General features: G+C 72.6%; 18 protein-coding genes. 6 read left to right on the plus strand and 12 right to left on the minus strand.

All coding sequences use genetic code 11. The features are described 5' to 3' along the window. The first annotated feature begins 140 nt into the window (after positions 1–140). The 3 genes from F4559_RS22980 to F4559_RS22990 all read left to right on the plus strand — a co-directional run bounded on the left by F4559_RS22980 (position 141) and on the right by F4559_RS22990 (position 5,240). Complete coding sequence (locus F4559_RS22980; RefSeq protein ID WP_184671898.1) at positions 141–3,323, plus strand: AfsR/SARP family transcriptional regulator; 3,183 nt, start codon at positions 141–143, stop codon at positions 3,321–3,323. A 67-nt stretch (positions 3,324–3,390) separates the two neighbouring features. Continuing rightward, positions 3,391–4,626 carry a cytochrome P450 family protein gene (locus tag F4559_RS22985; protein ID WP_184671900.1) on the plus strand — a complete coding sequence of 412 codons (1,236 nt, stop codon included), beginning with the start codon at positions 3,391–3,393 and terminating at the stop codon, positions 4,624–4,626. Further along, positions 4,623–5,240: an LUD domain-containing protein gene (locus F4559_RS22990; RefSeq protein WP_184671902.1), complete on the plus strand. Its 618-nt coding sequence runs from the start codon at positions 4,623–4,625 to the stop codon at positions 5,238–5,240. Before F4559_RS22985 ends, F4559_RS22990 begins: the two co-directional genes overlap by 4 nt. A gap of 36 nt (positions 5,241–5,276) precedes the next feature. Here F4559_RS22990 and F4559_RS22995 read toward each other — a convergent pair whose 3' ends face one another. From F4559_RS22995 to F4559_RS23030, 8 genes are all read right to left on the minus strand, one after another. Continuing rightward, positions 5,277–6,212, minus strand: coding sequence for a glutathione S-transferase family protein (locus F4559_RS22995; RefSeq protein ID WP_184671904.1), 936 nt, complete (start codon positions 6,210–6,212; stop codon positions 5,277–5,279). Next, positions 6,209–7,759, minus strand: coding sequence for a dipeptide ABC transporter ATP-binding protein (locus F4559_RS23000; protein ID WP_184671906.1), 1,551 nt, complete (start codon positions 7,757–7,759; stop codon positions 6,209–6,211). The genes F4559_RS22995 and F4559_RS23000 overlap by 4 nt, the downstream gene beginning before the upstream one ends. Next, positions 7,756–8,541 carry an ABC transporter permease gene (locus tag F4559_RS23005; RefSeq protein WP_184671908.1) on the minus strand — a complete coding sequence of 262 codons (786 nt, stop codon included), beginning with the start codon at positions 8,539–8,541 and terminating at the stop codon, positions 7,756–7,758. The genes F4559_RS23000 and F4559_RS23005 overlap by 4 nt, the downstream gene beginning before the upstream one ends. 4 nt (positions 8,542–8,545) lie before the next feature. Beyond that, complete coding sequence (locus F4559_RS23010) at positions 8,546–9,472, minus strand: ABC transporter permease (protein WP_312865782.1); 927 nt, start codon at positions 9,470–9,472, stop codon at positions 8,546–8,548. A 32-nt stretch (positions 9,473–9,504) separates the two neighbouring features. Next, entirely contained in the window at positions 9,505–11,106 is a 1,602-nt protein-coding gene (locus F4559_RS23015; RefSeq protein ID WP_184671910.1) for an ABC transporter substrate-binding protein, read from the minus strand. Positions 11,107–11,335: 229 nt separating this feature from the next. Continuing rightward, a complete protein-coding gene (locus F4559_RS23020) occupies positions 11,336–11,995 on the minus strand; it encodes a YdcF family protein (protein ID WP_184671912.1) in 660 nt (219 codons plus the stop codon). Between the two features lie 10 nt (positions 11,996–12,005). Continuing rightward, complete coding sequence (locus F4559_RS23025; RefSeq protein ID WP_281386349.1) at positions 12,006–12,215, minus strand: UTRA domain-containing protein; 210 nt, start codon at positions 12,213–12,215, stop codon at positions 12,006–12,008. A 238-nt stretch (positions 12,216–12,453) separates the two neighbouring features. Beyond that, positions 12,454–12,912, minus strand: a complete 459-nt coding sequence (locus F4559_RS23030; protein WP_184671916.1) for a hypothetical protein — start codon at positions 12,910–12,912, stop codon at positions 12,454–12,456. On the opposite strand from F4559_RS23030, the gene F4559_RS23035 reads away from it, so the two are divergent. The 3 genes from F4559_RS23035 to F4559_RS23045 are packed head-to-tail and all read left to right on the plus strand — an operon-like array spanning position 12,895 to position 14,494. Further along, positions 12,895–13,581: a Fic family protein gene (locus F4559_RS23035; protein WP_184671918.1), complete on the plus strand. Its 687-nt coding sequence runs from the start codon at positions 12,895–12,897 to the stop codon at positions 13,579–13,581. The genes F4559_RS23030 and F4559_RS23035 overlap by 18 nt on opposite strands. Then, on the plus strand, positions 13,578–13,880 hold the full coding sequence (locus F4559_RS23040) for a transcriptional regulator (protein ID WP_246445317.1): 303 nt from the start codon (positions 13,578–13,580) through the stop codon (positions 13,878–13,880). Before F4559_RS23035 ends, F4559_RS23040 begins: the two co-directional genes overlap by 4 nt. Beyond that, entirely contained in the window at positions 13,877–14,494 is a 618-nt protein-coding gene (locus F4559_RS23045) for a hypothetical protein (protein WP_221447352.1), read from the plus strand. The genes F4559_RS23040 and F4559_RS23045 overlap by 4 nt, the downstream gene beginning before the upstream one ends. A 262-nt stretch (positions 14,495–14,756) precedes the next feature. Here F4559_RS23045 and F4559_RS23050 read toward each other — a convergent pair whose 3' ends face one another. The 4 genes from F4559_RS23050 to F4559_RS23065 all read right to left on the minus strand — a co-directional run bounded on the left by F4559_RS23050 (position 14,757) and on the right by F4559_RS23065 (position 18,447). Beyond that, entirely contained in the window at positions 14,757–16,121 is a 1,365-nt protein-coding gene (locus tag F4559_RS23050) for an NAD(P)/FAD-dependent oxidoreductase (RefSeq protein ID WP_184671920.1), read from the minus strand. Between the two features lie 2 nt (positions 16,122–16,123). Next, on the minus strand, positions 16,124–16,795 hold the full coding sequence (locus F4559_RS23055; RefSeq protein ID WP_184671922.1) for a transmembrane-type terpene cyclase: 672 nt from the start codon (positions 16,793–16,795) through the stop codon (positions 16,124–16,126). A 79-nt stretch (positions 16,796–16,874) separates the two neighbouring features. Beyond that, on the minus strand, positions 16,875–17,897 hold the full coding sequence (locus F4559_RS23060; RefSeq protein WP_184671924.1) for a prenyltransferase: 1,023 nt from the start codon (positions 17,895–17,897) through the stop codon (positions 16,875–16,877). 1 nt (position 17,898) lies between these two features. Beyond that, a complete protein-coding gene (locus F4559_RS23065; protein WP_312865783.1) occupies positions 17,899–18,447 on the minus strand; it encodes a VOC family protein in 549 nt (182 codons plus the stop codon). Positions 18,448–18,772 lie beyond the last annotated feature (325 nt).

The following is an 18,772-nucleotide window of genomic DNA, read 5'->3' on the forward strand; positions in this document are numbered from 1 at the left end:
AGCCTTCCTTACAAACCGCTGACGGTTATTCCGGGGAACGCCGACAGTGATCTCCCGACTCCGTGTAGTTTCGGACCCGACCGTCCGCCGGTATGCGTTCGGGTGGCGCGGCCGGTGGACCCGAAATGCCAGGAGCCAGGGTGGAGTTCCGGATTCTCGGTCCGTTCGAGGTGCACGGCGCGACGGGGAGGGCGCGGCTGGGTGGGGCGAAGCAGACCGCACTGCTCGCGACTCTCGCGGTGCGGGCCAACCGCCTGACCACGGTCGACCACGTCGTCGAGTCCACCTGGGCCGACTCGCCACCGGTCGGGGTGACCGCGGCCGTGCACACCTACGTGTCCCGGCTGCGCCGGGCGTTCGACGCGGTGGAGGACGACGGCGGCGCACGGATCGTCACGCGTCCCACCGGCTACCTGCTGCGCCTCGCGCCCGACGAGCTGGACCTCGACGTGTTCCGCCGGCACGTCGCCCGGGGCCGCGAGGCCGCCGCGGCGGGCCGGTCCGGCGAGGCGTCGGCCGAACTGACCGCCGGCCTGCGGCTGTGGCGCGGTCCGGCGCTGGTCGACGTGTTGTCGGAGCTGATCCAGCGCACCGAGGTGCCGCGCCTGACCGAGGAGATGCTCGGCGCGCTCGGCCGCCGGATCGACGCCGACCTGGCGCTGGGCCGCCACGTCGACCTGATCGGCGAGCTGCGCGCGCTGACCGTCGAGCACCCGTTGCGCGAGCAGTTCTCGGGCCAGCTGATGCTCGCCCTGTACCGGGACGGCCGCCAGGCCGAGGCGTTGGACGTGTACCGCGAGGTGCGCGACCGGCGGGTGGACCAGCTCGGCATCGACCCCGGCCCCGAACTGCGCCGCCTGCACCAGGCGATCCTGTCCGAGGACCCGGAGCTGGCCGGACCGCGGCGACCGGCGGCGGTCGCCCGGCCGAGCATGCCGCCGCCCATGCAGCTCCCCGCCGACCTGGTCGGCCTGGTCGGGCGGGCCGGGATCGCCGACGCCGTGGCCGGCGAGCTGTCGTCCGGCGCGGACCGCAACGCCATCCCCATCGCGGTCCTGTCCGGCCTGCCGGGCGTGGGCAAGACCGCGCTGGCCACACACGTCGCGCACCGGCTGCGCAAGGACTTCCCGGACGGTCAGCTGCACGTGAACCTGCGCGGCTACGCGCAGGCCGAGCCCGTGACGCCGACCCGCGTACTGGCCCGGTTCCTGCGGTCGCTGGGCCTGTCGCCGGACCTGGTGCCGCTGGACGTGGACGAGCAGGCCGCCGCGTACCGGTCCCTGTTGGCGGACAAGCAGGTCCTGGTCGTGCTGGACAACGCGAACGCGGCCGAGCAGGTCCGCCCGCTGCTGCCCGCCGCGCCCGGCTGCGCGGTGCTGATCACCAGCCGGGACCCGCTGGCCGGGTTGGCGGTGCGCGAGGGCGCGGTCCGGTTCGACCTGGACGTGCTGCCCGCGCGGGACGCGGTCGCGCTGATCGCGTCCGTGGTCGGCGTGACCGTGGTCGACAGCGACCCGGAGGCCGTGGCCGAACTGGTCGACCTGTGCGGCCACCTGCCGCTGGCGTTGCGCATCGCCGCCGCGAACCTGTCCGCGCGCACGCCCGCGACCGTGCGCGACTACGTCGACCTGCTGCGCGACGGCAACCGGATGGCCGCGCTCGCCGTGGCCAACGACGAGCAGACCGGCGTGCGGGCCGCGTTCGACCTGTCCTACGAGTCGCTGTCGCCGTCGGCCGCCCGCCTGTTCCGGATGACCGCCCTGGTGCCCGGCCTGGACTTCACCGCGTACACCGCCGCCGCCCTGGCCGACACCACGCCCGACGAGGCGGGCCGGTTGCTGGACACGCTGGTCACCGCCGGTCTGGTGCAGGAGGCCGGTCCGGCGCACTTCCAGTTGCACGACCTGGTCCGCTACTACGCGGCGCAGCGCGGTCGGGTCGAGGACGCGGCCACGACCCGGGACGCCGCGGTGGACCGCCTGTACGCGCACTACTTCCGGGCGGCGTGCGCGGCGTCGGCGCTGATCGAGCCGATCCGCCGACCGCCGGAGCCGCCGGCGCGGCTGCCCGACGTGCCGTTCCCGGAGCCCGCCGACCGGGCCGCCGCGACCGCGTGGTTCGAGCAGGAGTACCCGAACCTGCACGCGGCCGTCGACCACGCCGCCGAGCACGGTCCGCGCCACCACACGTGGCACCTGGCGGACGCCATGTCCTCGCCGTTGGCGCTCGCGCCGAGGTTCGGCGAGTGGGTCACGGTCACGCGCACCGGCCTGCGCGCGGCCCGGTACGAGGGCGACCTGTCCGGCGAGGCGATCATGCTCGTCAGCCTGGGCCACGCGTACAGCTCGACCGGGCGCATGGGCGACGCGATCGACGCGCTGGAGCAGGCGTTGGCGCTCTACCAGCGGTTGGACCGGCCCGTGTACCAGCAGCCGTGCCACCACACGCTGGGCATGTCGTTCCTGTGGACCGGACGCCTGCTCAAGGCGTGCGAGCACTTCGACCGCACGATCGAGCTGACCGCGAACGGCGACGACGGCGGCTACTACCGCGCCGGCGCCCAGCACGGCCTGGGCATCGCCTACCGCTACCTGGGCCGGCTGCCCGAGGCCCTGGACCTGCTGACCGCCGCCGTGCCCGTCGAGCCGCCGCCGGACGAGTCGTACGTGCAGACCGCGTGGCGGTTCACGCTCGGCCTGACCTACCGCGACCTCGACCGGTACGCCGAGGCGACGACGCAGCTCACCGCCGCGCTGGCCGCGTACGAGCGGATCGGCAACGCGTTCGGCACGAGCCGCTGCCTGGTGGCGCTGTCCGGGGTGCGCCTGGCGTGCGGCGACGCGGCCGAGGCCGCGGACGCGGCCCGGCGCGGCCTGGAGCTGAGCCGCCAGGTCAAGCACCGCCGCACCGAGGTGGACGCGTTGAACGCGCTGGGCCTGCTGTCCACCGCGCGGGGCGCGCTCGACGAGGCGACCGCGCACCACCGCCAGGCGCGGACGATCGCGGGCGCGATGGGCCCCTACCTGTACGGTGTGATCGAGGCCGAGATCGGTCTGGCGGACGCGGCGACCGACCCGGCGACCGCACGCGGGCACGTGCACACCGCGTTGAAGTCCATCCAGGACAGCGGTTTCCTGCTGCACGAGCCGGGTGCACGGCTCACCGCCGCCCGCGTCGAACTGGCCGCCGGCGACCGGCTCACCGCCGTGGAGCACGCGGAGCGCGCGTTGACCGTGGCCCTGGACACCGGGCGCCCGCTGCGCGCCGACCGGGCGCGGGCGCTGCTGGCCGACACCGCCGGCGACCGGACGGCGGGCACATGACGGGTTTCCCGCCGGCATCCGGCCGGCGGACCGGGGAGCACTCCCCTCCACTGGGAGATCGGGGAACATGAGCGCGGCAGACGCGTCGCCGATCGCGTTGGACGAGGACTTCGTCCAACGGCGGCATACTTTCCACCAGCGGTTACGCGAGGACGGCGGCGGCGCGGTGCGCCGGGCCGTGTTGCCAGGCGGCCTGCCCGTGTGGCTGGTCGTCGGGTACGACGAAGCGAAAGAGGCCCTCGCGCACCCGGCGTTGAGCAAGGACTCCCGCCGGGCCGCGCCACTGCACGACAAGCAGGAGGAGCAGGGCGTCCAGGTGACGCGCCTGGCCCGCATCCTCCAGTCGCACATGCTCAACCAGGACCCGCCCGACCACACCCGGCTGCGCCGGCTGGTCACCGCGGAGTTCACCCAGCGGCGCGTCGAGCTGCTGCGGCCGTGGGTCGAACAGGTGGTGGACGGACTGCTCGACGGGTTCGCCGACCGGGACCGGGTCGACCTGCTCGGCGACTTCGCGTTCCCGCTGACCGTCACGGTGATCGGCGAGCTGTTCGGCGTGCCCGAGGACGAGCGGGCCGAGTTCCGCGTGATCTCCGACGGGATCGCGTTCGGCGCCACGCCCGCGGAGATGGGCGCCGCGTCCGCGCGGATGGCCGACTACCTGGCCGATCTCGTGGCGCGCAAGCGGGCGGGCACCGATGAGGACCTGCTCGCCGCGCTGGTGCGGGCCCGCGACGACGAGGACCGCCTCGACGAGGACGAGCTGGTCGCGATGGCCTTCCTGATGCTGACGGCGGGCTACGAGTCGACGGCGCACCTGATCGGCAACGGCGTGCTCACGTTGCTCACGCATGCCGACCAGCTCGACCGGCTGCGCCGGGACCCGGCGCTGCTGCCCGACGCGGTCGAGGAGGTGCTGCGCTTCGAGGGTCCGGGCACGACGACCACGCTGCGGTTCGCGGCCGAGCCCGTGCGGCTGGGCGACGTGGACATCGCCGCGGGCGAGTTCGTGCTCGTGCTGGTGGGCCCGGTGAACCGGGACGCCGAGCGGTTCGCCGACTCGGACCGGTTCGACGTCGGCCGGGCGGACAACCGGCACCTCGCGTTCGGCCACGGCGTCCACCGCTGCCTCGGTGCGCCGCTGGCCAGGCTCGAAGGTCAGGTGGCGTTGGGCCGCCTGGTCGACCGCTTCCCCCACCTGGCCCTGGCCGTGGCACCGGAGGAACTGCGCTGGAAGGACAGCGTGCTGTTCCACGGCCTGACGGAGCTGCCGGTGGTACCCAAGTCGTTGGAGGACCAGTGAGCACACCCGATTTCGCCGCACCCGCGTCGGCCGACCGTGTCGACCACGTCGCCGAAGCCGCCCGGGGCAACGGTCTGACGGTCGACGTGGTCGACACGGTCGCCGACGCGCGCCGGCTGCTGAACGACACCCTGCCCACCGACAAGACGATCTTCACGGCGGCGAGCGAGACCTTACGCCTGTCCGGGATCGCCGAGGACGTCGACGAGTCCGGCCGGTTCCGGTCGGTGCGCGCCGCGTTGCGCGAACGCAACGCCGACCGCGACCCCGAGCAGGTCCGGCTGGAGGCCGTGACGCCCGACGTGGTCCTGGGCAGCGTCCACGCGGTCACCGAACAGGGCCACCTCGTGATCGCCTCGGCCACCGGCAGCCAGCTCGCGCCCTACGCGTACGGGGCGGCGTCGGTCGTGTGGGTGGTCGGCGCGCAGAAGGTGGTGCCGGACCTGGAGACCGCGCTGCACCGCGTGCGCACGTACACGCTCGCCAAGGAGAACGAGCGCTGCCTGGCCGTCTACGGACAGCCGAGCGTGCTGTCGAAGATCCTGATCGTGGAACGCGAACTGTTCCCCGGCCGCGCCCGGCTCGTGCTGGTGCGCGAAGCCATCGGGTTCTGAGGCTGCCGGGTTCCGAGGCGCCGGACGGGCCGGTGCTCACCGCACCGGCTCGTCCCAGTCCACCTCGGGGCCGACCGGGACCAGGCCGGACGGGTTGATCCACGGGTGCGTCAGGAAGTAGTGCCGTTTGGTCTGCCCGAAATCCGTGGTGGACCGGAATTCCGGTCGGCGGTACAGGTCGCGGGCGTAGCGCCACAGGTTCGGGTGGTCGACCAGGCGCCGCAGGTTCGCCTTGAAGTGCGTGACGTAGACGGAGTCGAACCTGGCCAGCGTCACCCAGAGGCGGATGTCCGACAGGGTGATCCGGTCGCCGAAGAGGTAGCGGTGGGCGCCGAGCCGTTCCTCCACCACGGCCAACGCCTCGAACAGCGCGCGCACCTCCTTCTCGTGCGCTTCCTGCGTCGGCGCGAAACCACACCGGTAAGGTCCATTGTGGACTCGTTCGTACAGGAAGTCGTTCAGCTCGTCGATGTCCGCGCGCAGGTTCTCCGGGTACAGGTCGATCTCGTTCTTCGCCACGCCGTCGAACGCGGTGGCCAGGTCGACGTCGAGCGTGCGGAAGTCGTTGGTCGCGATGCGACCCTCGTGCCGGTCCCACAGCACGGGCGCGGACCAGTGCCCGTCGAACTCCGGGTCCGTGGCCTTGTAGGCGTCGCTGAGCAACGCGAACCCGTTGACCTCGTCGAGGCCGTGTCCCGGTCCTTCGCGGAACGCCCAACCGCGACCGTCCCGCATGGGGTCGAGCATGGTGACCGTGACGGCGTCCTCCAGGCCCTTGAGCGCGCGCACGATCAGCGAGCGCTGGCAGAACGGGCACGGCGTGGCGGCGTACAGGTGGTAGCGACCGGGTTCGACCCGGTCGGCGGCGATCCGGTGGGGGAACGCCGGTCCGGGCCGGGCGGTCGCGCCCGGCTTGGGCTTGGGTGCGTACGGCCCGTGGGTCTCGAAGTCGACCGGGCTCGCGGCGGTCATGGTCCTGCCTCCAACAGTGTTCGGGTGTAGGGATGTGCGGGTTCGACCAGGACGCGGTCGGCCGGGCCGAGTTCGACCACGCGTCCGGAACGCAGCACCGCGACCCGGTCGGCGACCTGCCGCACGGCGGCCAGGTCGTGGGAGATGAAGACGACGGCCAACCCCGAAGCCTGCTGGAGGTCGGCCAGCAGGCGCAACACCTGCGCCTGCACGGAGACGTCGAGCGCGGACGCGGGCTCGTCGCACACCACCAGGTCCGGGTCGGGCGCGAGGGCGCGGGCGATCGCCACGCGTTGGCACTGGCCGCCGGACAACTCGGCCGGTCGCCGCCGCAGCAGCGCGGGCGGCAACGCGACGCGGTCGGCCAGCTCCGCCACGCTCCGGTCGCGGATGCCGAAGGCGCGCAACGGTTCCGCGATCAGCTCCGCGGCCGTGTAGCGGGGATCGAGGCTGCTGAACGGGTCCTGGAAGACGAGCTGGATCCGGCGTCGGAACTCACGACTACGCAGTCCCGCCAGGTCCCGACCCGCGAACCGGATGCGTCCCGACGTGGGATCGTCGAGCCGGAGCAGCAGCCGGGCGAGCGTGGACTTGCCCGCGCCGGACTCGCCCACCAACGCCACCGTCTCGCCTTTGCGCACGGTGAAGGACACGTCCTCCACAGCGGTCGTCGGCCGGCCGGACCGCGCGGCGGCGTAGACCTTGGTGAGGGACTCGACCTCCAGCAGGACCTCGTCGGTCGCGGTCGACGGGCGCAGCCGCGCCGGGTTCAGCGCGGGCGCGTCGGCGGCCAGGGCTTTCGTGACCGGGTGCGCGGGCACGTCGAGCAGCGTCGGCGGCCCCTGCTCGACCACCGTGCCGCCGGACAGCACCACCAGGTGCCCGGCCCGGCGGGCGGCGACGGCCAGGTCGTGCGTGATCAGCACGAGCGCGGTGCCCGACCGCTCGGTCAGCGCGGCGAGGTGGTCGAGCACGAGCGCGCGCACGGTCGGGTCCAGCGAACTGGTCGGCTCGTCGGCCACGATCAACTCCGGGCCGCACGCCAACGCCATCGCGATCAGCACGCGTTGCCGCATCCCGCCGGACAGCTCGTGGGGGTACTGCCGGGCACGGGCCTCGGCGTCGGGCAGGCCGGCCGCGGTGAGCAGCGCGGTCGCCAGCACTCGCGCCTCGCGTCGCCCGGCCAGGTCGTGCACCAGCAACGCCTCGGCCACCTGCGCACCGACCGGCACGACCGGGTTGAGCGCGGCCGTGGGGTCCTGCGGCACCAGCGACACGACGCGTCCACGCAACGCCCGCAACCGCTTCTCGGACAGCCCGACCAGCGACCGGCCACCGAGTTCCACCGTGCCCGACACCCTGGCCGACGGCGGCAACAGGCCGGTGATCGCCCGCGCGATCGTCGTCTTGCCCGACCCGGACTCGCCGACGAGGGCGACGGCGGTGCCGCGTTCGACGACGAACCCCGCACCGGTCACCGCGTCGACCACGCCCGTCCTGCCGACGTAGGACACGCACAGGTCGCGCACTTCGAGCACCGGGGTCATCGCCGCGTCACCGCCCGGTGCACCGCGGTCACGGCCGACACCACGGCCACCACGACCGCGCCGGGGAACGCCGTCAGCCACCACGCCGTGCCCACGTAGTCCCGTCCGGACGCGGCCAACGACCCCCAGTCCGCGTCCGGCGGGTGCGGGCCGAAACCCAGGAAGCTCAACGACGACGCGGCCAGCAACGCCACGCCCAGGCTCATCAACGCCAGCACCAGCACCGGACCGGCCGCGTTCGGCACGATGTGCCGCAGGAGCACCGCGACCGGGCGCACACCGCTCACCGTGGCGGCGGCCACGAACGGCCGGGTGCGCACGTGCAGCACCTGCGCCCGCACCACCCGGCAGTAGGGCGCCACGCCCGCGACGGCGACCGCGACGGCCACGTTCACCGGCGACGAGCCGAGCACGCCGATCACGGTGAGCGAGAGCAGCAGGGCGGGGAACGCCAGCAGCACGTCGACGGCCCGCATCAGCAGCGCGTCCAGCCACCCCCCGAGCATGCCCGACACCACGCCCACCAGCGACCCGATCAGCAGCGAGGCCACGCACGCCGACCCGGCGACCAGGACCGTGCGCCGGGTGCCGTGCACGACGCGGGCGAACAGGTCACGGCCCAGTTGGTCGGTGCCGAAGAGGTGGTCGGCGCCGGGTGGGCGCAGGGCGCCGAACGGGTCGACGGCGTCCGGCCGGGCCGCGGCCACCAGGTCGGGGACGGCGGCGCACACCACCGTCGCCGCCAGGACGAGCAGCGCGAGCACGACACCGGGACGGCGCACGTCCTCACCCCCTGATCCGGTCCGCGGTCACCCGCGGGTCCACCAGCACGTAACAGACGTCGACCAGCAGGTTCACCACCACGTAGAGCAGGCCGAGCAGGGCCACGACGCCTTGCAGCACGGGCAGGTCGTGGGTGGTCACGGCGGTGAGCGTCACGCGTCCGAGCCCGGGGCGGGCGAACACCGTCTCGGCGACCACGGCCGCCGCGAGCAGGTTCCCGACCGTCGTACCGACCAGGGTGATCGTCGGGATGGACGCGTTGCGCAGGGCGTGCCGCAGCAGCACCCGCCACCGTCCCGCGCCCTTGGCCCGTGCGGTCAGCACGAACGCCTCGGCGTCGACCGCGGCCAGCCCCGCGCCCAGGACCTGGGCGAACACGCCGATCGCGGGCAGCGCGACGGTGATCGCCGGCAACACCAGCGCGGCGAACCCGTGATCGCCCGACGCCGGGAACAGCGGCAGCCGGAACGAGAACACCTCGATCAGGACCAATGCGACCCAGTAGCCGGGCGTCGACATCGCCACGACCGGCACGCCCTCGCACACCGCGCGCAGCCACCGCAGGCGCGTCGCCCGGCCGAGCAGGGCGATGCCCACGCCGAAGACCAGTGCGAGGACCAATGCCGCGACCGCCAGCTCGACGCTCGCGGGCGCGACGGCGGCGATCACGTCCCCGACCGGTTCGCCGGTCCGCACGGACCGGCCGAAGTCGCCGTGCGCCGCGTCGGCCAGGAAGTCCAGGTACTGCTCCACCACGGGCCGGTCCAGGCCGAGCTGGTGCCGCAACGCCTGTTCCTGCTCGGGCGTGGGCGGCGGACCGGCCGCCAGCATCGTCTCGACCGGGTCGCCGGGCACCAGCCGCATCGCCAGGAACGCGAGCGTGAGCACGGCGAGGAGCACCGGGATCGCCGCGGCGAGCCGGCGGATCACGAACCCGCCGGCCCGCCGCGCGGTCGGTCCGCTCAGCGCGACACCCAGGCCTGGTGGAACGCGGGCAGGCCCTGCGGGTCGAACCCGAGGTCGTGCACGGCCTTGCCGGTGCCCAACAGGTACGTCGGGTCGTACACCGGCACGGACGTGGCCAGCTCGACGATCGACCGCTGCACCTTGCCGTAGTTGGTGCTGCGCACGCCCTGGTCGACGGTCGACGCGGCGGCCGACAGCAGGCCGGGCACCTCGGGCGCCACGACGGCCGGCGCACCGACGCGGGGCGCGGTCAGCACCGTGCGCAGCACGTCGCCGTCCGCGCGGACGAAGCTGATGTCGCCGACCTGCCACTCGCCGCGCGCGCCCTTGGCGACCACTTCGCCGGCGGGCAGCGGCGTGAGCTTCACGTCCACGCCCACGGCCTTGAGCTGCTGCTGGACCGCCTGGGCGAGCAGGTCGCGCTGTTCGCGGGCGGGCGAGACGTACGCCCACTCGACGGCCAGCGGATTGCCGTCCTTGGCCCGGACGCCGTCGGCCTGCCGGGTCCACCCCGCCTCGTCCAGCAGCCGGTTCGCACCGGCCTGGTCGAACTGCGCAGTGCCCAGCACCTCGGCATAGCCGGGCGTGGCGTTGGTCAGCACGCTCTTCGCACGCGGGTACTTGCCCTGGTAGAGCGCGTTGACCAGTTGGTCGGTATCGACGGCCTTGGCGATCGCCTGCCGCACCTTGACATCGGTGAACGGTGCGCGGTTGCCGTTGAGGTTGATCGAGTACGCGATGCCCGGCTGGGCCTTGGCCGCGACCTCGACCCCGGCGGCCTTCAGCGCGTCGACGTCCTTGGGCGGGACGTTGGCGACGGCGTCGACCTGGCCGGTGCGCACGCTGCCGGTGCGCACGCCGTTCTCCGGGACGACCTTGATCGTCACCTGGTCGAGGTAGGCGGCGCCGCGGTTCTTCGCGGTTTCCGGACCCCACCCGTAGTTCTCGCGCTTGGTGAGCGTGATGTCCTGCTGCGCGGCGCGCTCGCCGACCGTGAACGGCCCACTGCCGACCGGCTTGCGGCACAGGGCCTCGGGTCCGGCGGCGAACGCGGCGGGCGACTGGATGCCCAGGAACGCGGTGCTCGCGGCCTGCGGGAACGACGCGTTGGGCGCCGAGAACTTGACGGTGACCGTGCGCGGGTCGTCGACGGTCGTGCCCGCGTACCCGGCCAGCAGACCGGCGGCGAGCAGCGATTTCGTGGCCGGGTCGACGATCCGGTCGAAGTTGGCCTTGACGGCGGCGGCGTCGAGCGGGGTGCCGTCGCTGAACGTGACCCCGGACAGCAGGGTGAACGTGAAGGCGGTGGCGTCGGGGTTCGCGGTCCACTTCTCCGCGAGCCACGGTCTGATCTCCAGGCTGGTCGGGTCCTGGGCGGTCAGCGAGTCGACCACGCCGCGGGTGACGAGCTGGGAGGCGGCCAGCGGCGACTGGTGCGGGTCCAGGCAGCCGGGGTCGGCGTCGGTGGCGAAGGTGAGCGTGCCGCCGGTTTTCGGCGGCTGGTCCTTCGACTCGGTCTCGGGCGCGGGCGTCGCCGCGCACCCGGCCGCGAGCAGGGCGGTCGTCGTGACGAGAACGGCGGCTCGTAATCGGGTCATCCACTCCCCCGTTCGGGTTTGCCGTGCGCAGAGTGCGGCAAGCCCGGCTCCTGAGGAGGGCTCACCGGCGGGCCCACCTTAGCGGCGTGGGGCAAGCGTGCCGCTCCAGGTCGGTCGGCGGCGGGTCATCGGGGCGGGCCCACCCCGGCACCACGGGCGCAGCAGGCCGCACGCACGCATTCATCGCCCATCACCGCGATGACTCTCCGAACACACGAGCCGTGTCGGGTCAGCGGACGAGCCTGCTGGTGTACCCGGCGGTGACCAGGCGCTCGAAGGCTTCGTGGACCTCGGCGGGGACCTCCTGGGAGATGGCGTATCCGGCGTCGGCGAACACGGTGACGCGTTGGGTGTCCCCCACGAGCATGCTGATCACGAAGTCCACGTCGCCGATCCCGGCCGCGTACTCGTCGATCGGCGGCCGGTGGGAGGTACAGGTGATCTCGAGTTCAGGCCAGAGCTTGCGGCACGTGGCGTAGGACCGGCGTTCCTGGTACGGCCGCGACACGATGACGGCTGATCGGACTTCGATAGCGTTGTCCCGCAGAACTTCCCGGCTGAGCGTGAAGTTCTCGGCGGTGTTGGTGGCCTTGGTCTCGATCAGGATCGCGTCGTCGGGGACTCCGTTGTCCAACGCGCGTTCGCGATAGTGCACGGCTTCGCCACGGGGAAACCGCTTGATCGTGGTCGGGGCGTTGGCTCCGGTGAAGAGCAGACGGGGCGCGGTCCCGTGGTGGTACAGCTCGACGGCCCGCACGGCTACGCCGATGTCGTGGCTGCCCAGGGCGATGACGATGTCGGCGGGGTGCACCTGGTGTTTCATGTCGTGGTAGTCCCACAGGGTCAGCACGTCGGCGCGGTGCTCGGCGGGGATCGCGCTGGAAGGCATCGGCCCTGTCCTACTGGTCGGGAAGCTGGAAGCTGTACGTCCACTCGAAGCGGCTCGCCGCGTGGAAACCCCGGGCGAACTCGATGGGCACGTCGTTCTTCGTGAAGGTGTGCCTTGTGAGGATCATGACCGGTTCGCCTGACGGCAGGTCCAGGATGTCGACCTCTTCCGGCGTCGGCATGCGGGAGCTGATCGTCTCGGTCATGTGGTCGGGCTCCAACCCTTGCAGGTCGTCTGTTCGACCAGCAAGGCAAGCAAGATGCGAGCGGAAACCGGTTCCAATACTGGAAGTTCACTCGGTAGGTGCACCACGACGCCACCCCTGTCCGCATCGGTCGGACGTGGCCGTCGTGCTCGTTGCCAGTAGGTGCCCCGATCCTGGTCTACCTGCCTACCGTGCAGGTCAGCGCCTACGCCGGTGTGCCCGACAGGCCCTACCGAGCGACGACCGGTAGACCTCACGATCGGCTCCGGATGGTGAAAAACTCCCGTCGGTAGCCGTTGCGGTTACGTCCGTTGATCTTGACCTGGACCGGCCGCACGCCAAGCGGAGCGAGCACGCCCGCCAACGCCTCACCCGTCCAACCCGCATAGCGGCCGTCATGCTCCGCAAGGCGTGACAACAGGTCTTCGGTCCACAGTCGATCATCGGAGCCGAACACCGCCAACACATCACGGACAGCGCCTTCGTCGACCGCGTTCCCCGCACGGTTCACGGTCGCGGCCAGGGTGTCCGCGTCGATCCTCGGCAGACCGTGCGCGGCACGCCGTTCGCCGTTGAGCCGTGCGCGTGCACCCGACACCGGACGGATCTTGTTGACTTCACCACACGGTGGCCGCGCACCGTGATGATCCGCGAGGCCCGCGATTCCGCACGACTGGACGGCCTGCCCGTCGCCTTGGTCGAACTCCTGCACCAGGCCCTCTACCGGGCGCACCCGACGCACGTCGATCCCGACCTCAGCCCGTATCTCTACGGCGTTGAAGGCCCCGCGTCGCCGACCCCGGCACCGGAGCCGGGCATGCCCACGACCCTGGTCCTCACCCACGTCCGGCGCCTGCTGAATCCGCAGGCCACACCGGCGGCCCGCCACGCCCAACGGCTGGGCCTGGTCGAGGACGCCGTCCACGACGGCCTGCTCACCCGCCCCGTCCTCCCGATCATCGGCTGGCCGGCCGACCACGCCGAGAACGTCCGACAAGTGACGGACGCCGCCACGACGAAAGCCGGCACGGACGGGTTCGTGCGGTTCCTGGCGGAAGGGATCATCGCCGCCTGCCACCACGAGATCGCCCTGGTCGACGCCCTTCCCGGCCTGTACGGCCGCCTCGCCGGGAGGCTTCCCCACAACCCCGGCAGGTTCCAACGCCGCGTGCTGGCCGACCTGGTGGCACACCCCGTCACCAGCGGCCCGGACCTGGTGCACCGCCACAACACGACCTCACGCACCGCCGTCAACACGATCACGGCGTTCCGCGACGCCGGAATCCTCCTTCCCCACGGCACCACCCAATACGGCCGAACCGTCTACTGCCCGGCCGCACTCGAACTCGTCCACCACCACGACACGACGGGACGACCATGAGATACACCGTCCGCCTGCGATCGGGCGACTTCACCAAAGCGGCCACCCTCGCGGGTCTGCGCTCCGACTGCGCCCGATCCAAGGCCATGGGCGTCCACCGGTCGACCGTCACCCGCGTCCTCGCCGGCGAACTCCGACCCGGAGCGGCCTTCATCGCCGGAGCCCTGACCGCACTCCACCCCCTGGACTTCACCGACCTGTTCGAGGTTGTCGAAAAGGTCCGGCCCATGACGCGGCCCAAACCCGGTAGTGGGTCACACGGCCACGTCGTCAACCTCCCAGAAAATTCGACAAAGTGACCACCACAGTGACCGACACCCACTCACGTACGCTCCACGTCCCCTACATCACCGCATGGTCCGCCGAACAGACCGAACCCCACGACCTGGTCGCCCTGCCCGGAAACACCGGCATCGGATACCGCGACGAACGTCCCCGCGACCGCGACCGCGACGGTGTCCTCTGGCGACGTGTTCCGCTCGCCCGGGGCCAGGGAAAGCCCCTGTTCGGCGTCGTCCACTCACCCCGCCAACGCCGCGCGATGCGCAAACTCCTCTGCCAGGTCTGCGCCCACCCCGCCGACACCGACCCGGACGGCACCCTCTTCGCACTACCCGACAATCGGACCGACTGGGCCGACTGGCCCGAAGGCATGGCCTGCACCGAACCGCCCGTCTGCGCCGACTGCCTCACACTCTCCACCCGCCTGTGCCCCGCACTGCGACGCGGCCACGCCGTGGTCCGCGTACGAAACGCACCCATCGTCGGAGTCCACGGCGCACTCCACGTCGCCTCACCCAACGGCATGCGGGCATGGAAACCCACCATCGCCACGTTCGACGACCCCGCACTTTCCTGGGTCCTCGCTTCCCACCTGGTTCGCGAACTCCGAGACGTCACGCTGCAACGCTGAGCCTCCCGGCAATCCGACCGCATGGGAACCGTGACAGGAGCAGAGCCGCACCGAGTCAGCCCACCGTGGACAGGACAAGGCATGTGGATAGTGCACAAGTCCGCCTACCGACACGCCCACCCTGACGGCGGCCGGAGCGACTGCCACTCCCGATCCGTCGGCAACAGCTCGTCAGCGGTCGGGCGACAAGAGTCGCCGACACCACCTGCCCCGACGCGGCGAGCGGCGTGCCCGGCACGCAGGCGAAGAACCACCGACACACTCACCTCAGCGGCGAAGAGAACGACTCCCGCTCCTGATCCGTCAGCGGCGGCTCGTCGGCGGGTCGACCGGTGAGCACGGCGGACATCACGTGCCCCAGCACCGCCGGGCGCAGCAGGCCACCGAGCGGCGCGTTCAGCGTGTACGCGTCGAGCATCGCCAGCGCCAGATCCGGGTCGACGACGGCCGCCGCGCCCAGCCGGTCCGCGTACCAGGCACCGACCCGGTCGCCGAGGGTGCGCGGCGGCGCGAACGTGCCCGGGTAGCGCAGGTCCTGGCCGGTGGCCAGCGCCCACGCGGGCGCGGTGACCCGGGCGATCGCCCGGCGTGCGGTCCGCGTGTCCGGGCCGTGGTCGCGCAGGTTGTCGCGCAACGCCACCGCGTCGAGCGCGGCGACCGTCATGCCGTGCCCGTAGACCGGGTTGAACGTCGCGACCGCGTCGCCGACCACCACGAACCCCTCGGGCCAGCGCGCCACGCGGTCGTAGTGACGCAGCCGGGCCGGCGGCGCACCGTACCCGCGCAGCGTGCCGAGCGGGCGCGAAGCGGCGATCAGGTCCGCGATGATCGGGTGCCGCATCCCGGCCGCGAACGCCGTGAACCCGTCGAGGTCGGTCGGCGGCACCCGGCCGCGCAACCCGGCGAGGCTGACCAGCCACCGGTCGTCGTCCACCGGCAGCACGACGCCACCGCACGCCGGACCGTTCGGGTCCGACTGCACGACCACGGCCGGGAAGTCGTCGCCGAACGGCGCGCGGAACTCGCCGGTGGCGTACCGGATGCCCGCGTCGACCTCGACCTCGCGCACCGGGGGCAGCCCGAGGTCGACCAGCCACCGGTCGGCCCGCGACGACACGCCGGTCGCGTCCACCACGACGTCGGCGGGCAGCGGCCGGGTCTCGCCGGTGTCCCGGTCGCGGACCAGCGCGGCGGTCACCCGGTCCGCGTCGCCGACGAGACCGACGGCGTCCGCGCCGGTCATCAGCTTCACCTCGCCGACCAGCAGGACCTGGTGGCGCAAAACGGTTTCGAGGGTCGGCCGCCGACACGCGACCAGGTACCGGTCGTGCTCCACGCGCGGCAGCCACCCCGACGGCGTGCGGGTCAGCACGTCGTACGGCATGCGCAGGCGACGCGCACCGGCCGTCTTCAGCGCGGCGTCCACACCGGGCAGCAGGTCGACGACGGCCCGGAAACCCCGGTCCAGCAACAGGTGCGCGTGCCGGCCCTGCGGCACGCCGGGGCGTGGACCGGAGTCGACGCGGTCGCGTTCCACGACCGTCACGGTGTCGACGTGGTGGGCGAGCGCGGCGGCGGCCAGCAGCCCGGCCACCCCGCCTCCCAGGACTACGGCTCTCGTGGTCATCCTCAGACCTTCCGCCAGGGGTTCGCGCCCTCGGCGCGGAATCTCCGGTGCAGGAGCACGGCGTAGGCGACGTCGAGCACGATCTCGGCCGCGACCATCAGGTGCAGCAGCCGACGGTCGGGGTAGAGCAGCACCAACCCGACCGCGCCGGACGCGTCGATCACCGTTTTGAGCAGTGCGATGTACATCGTCTGGCCGACCGTGGACCCGCGCACGCGCAACGTCGTCAGGAAGAGCGCTTCCATGAGCACGACGACGAACACCGTGGTGTAGGAGCCGTCCCGGTCGCCGAACTCGCGGGTGGCCAGCACCATGAAGGCGAACGCGAAGACGGACCAGCCCGCGGTCATGGCGGCGAACGCCGGACGGGACAGGCCCGGGAAGTCCTGCCGTCCGAAGCGGAGCGCCTGCCACAGCAGCACGAGGTTCAACGGCAGCCAGAAGTAGAGGACGACCCGCAGCTCGGAGTCCACCGGGTACACGAACGCGTACGTGATCTCCCAGGAGACGTTGGCGCAGGCCGCGAAGACCGGCAGCGTGGACCGCCGGTCGAGGAAGCCGCGGCGGATCGCGAGCAGGTAGACCAGCAGCGTGCAGACCCCGACGATCCCGAACGCGATGCCGGGCAGGAGGGGGTCGACGTCGGCGCGGGTGTCCAGGACGGGCGGGGTCACGCGGACCACCTCCGACGTCGGGCGCCGGGTGGACGGCCGGTGCGGGGAGTCCCGCCGCGGGGTCCTGCCTCCGAGGGGTTCACGCGGACCTCCTCCGGCGCAGTGCGTCGAGCACCTGCACGCCTGACGCGGGCACCACGTACAACGCGAACAACACCACGCACGCCCACACCGACGGCGTGAACCCGTGCTCGACCGCGGCGGCCACCACGAAGCCGAGCACCGCGACGATCCCGGTCGCGGCGGCGTGCGTGGTGGCCAGGTGGGCGGTCGCCGTGGCGCGGTCGGGGGCATCGGGCGACGGCGGGTCGCGGCGCAGGCGCACCGCGAGCACGTAGCCGCCGGGCGCGGTGATCAGCAGGCCGACGCCGACCGCGAGCGGCAGCACGCCGACCAGCGTCGTCACCAGCACCGACGTGTAGGCGGCGGCCTGGAGTCCGGCGAACAGCAGGGCCGCGCGGCGGGCGCCCAGCGTGTTCGGCAGCGTGCGCTTGCCGGCCACCAGGTCGGATTCCCGGTCGCAGAAGTTCATCACGGTCATCCGCGCGGTCATCACCAGCATGAGCGGGATCGCCACCGCGACCAGCGACGCGGGCACGCCACCGGTCAGCGACACCCCGGTCAGCACCGGGCAGAACACCGCGAGCGAGGCCGCCGTGGCGATCTCGCCGAGCCCCCGGTGGTTCAGCTTGACCGGCGGCGCCGTGTAGAACCAGGCCACCGCGATGGCGGCCAGCGCGATGAGCCGTTGCGCGGGCGTGGGCATCGCGACCGTCAGCCCCAGCACCACGAACAGCAGCACGAACGCCGCCGACAGGCTCACCTCGGGCCGCAGCGCGCCGGACACCAGCACCTGGCTGCCGCCGGTCCACCGGTTGGGCGCGGTGTGCGCACGGTCGGCGGCGAGGTCGAAGTACTCGTTGCAGTAGTGGGTCATCAGGTGGGTCAGGGCGACCGTCGCCTGGACCAGCAGCCACGTCCCGAACGCGAAGCCGTGCCCGGCGGACACGGCCGCGCCGACGCCGACCGTGACGGTCAACTGGCTCTCCACCAGGAACCGCGGCCTGCTCAGCCGCACGAACGCGGCGATCCGCCCGGCCACGCTACCGGTTCCGCCAGGGCGCGTCCGGCGCGTACAGCCGGGCCGGGGTGTCCCGCTCGAACGGCAGCCCGGCGGGCAGGTTGATCAACTCCAACTGCATGCCCCACGGCGTCGTGAAGTACACCCAGCGGTCGCCCGCGATCGGACCGTCGGTGAGCGTCTCCGGGTCGCCGAACACGGTCACGCCGGGCTGTTCGCGCAGGTACGCGGCGGCCACGTCGACGTCGGCCACGTGGATGGCGAGGTGGTGCCCGCCCCAGTCGCTGTTGCGCGGCAAGGCTTTGCGCTGGTCGCGTGCGGAGTACTCGAACAGTTCGAGGTTGGTGACCGGCCCGAGCCGCAGCATCGCGATGTGCGCCACGGCCGCGGCGTCGACACCGAGCTTGCGCGCCATCCAGTCCCCGCCCGGGTCGTGCACCGGGCCGAGCCGGTAGGCCAACTCGGCACCGACCACGTCGACGAAGAAGTCCACCGCCTGGTCGAGATCGGGCACCGTGCAGGCGAAGTGGTGCACCGCCTGCGCCCCCGGAATACCGCCCACCCCGGTCACTCCCCTTCCGCCCGGATCACACCGACCCGGCCGCCCGTTGTGCCGTCCGGTCCTGTCACGCCCGTCCACCGCCGGTCCGGCGACTCCTGCCACACCCGGCCCGCCGAGTCGACCACCCGTCTTGCCGTCCACCCCTCGCAGCCCACGTCCCAGGTCGGTGCCCCTCGTCGTGCCGGCCCTCCGGTCCGACCGCCCCACCCGAGCCGACCGACCTCGACGTCGCACTCGGCACGCCCCGGCAAGTCGACTGGCGCCGGCCTCGATCCGCCGCGCGAGCGAGTCGCCACACCACCCCGCGACGTTCTCTCCCGCCCGGCCGCACCCG

Source organism: Saccharothrix violaceirubra (assembly GCF_014203755.1).
Taxonomy (GTDB): Bacteria; Actinomycetota; Actinomycetes; order Mycobacteriales; family Pseudonocardiaceae; genus Actinosynnema; species Actinosynnema violaceirubrum.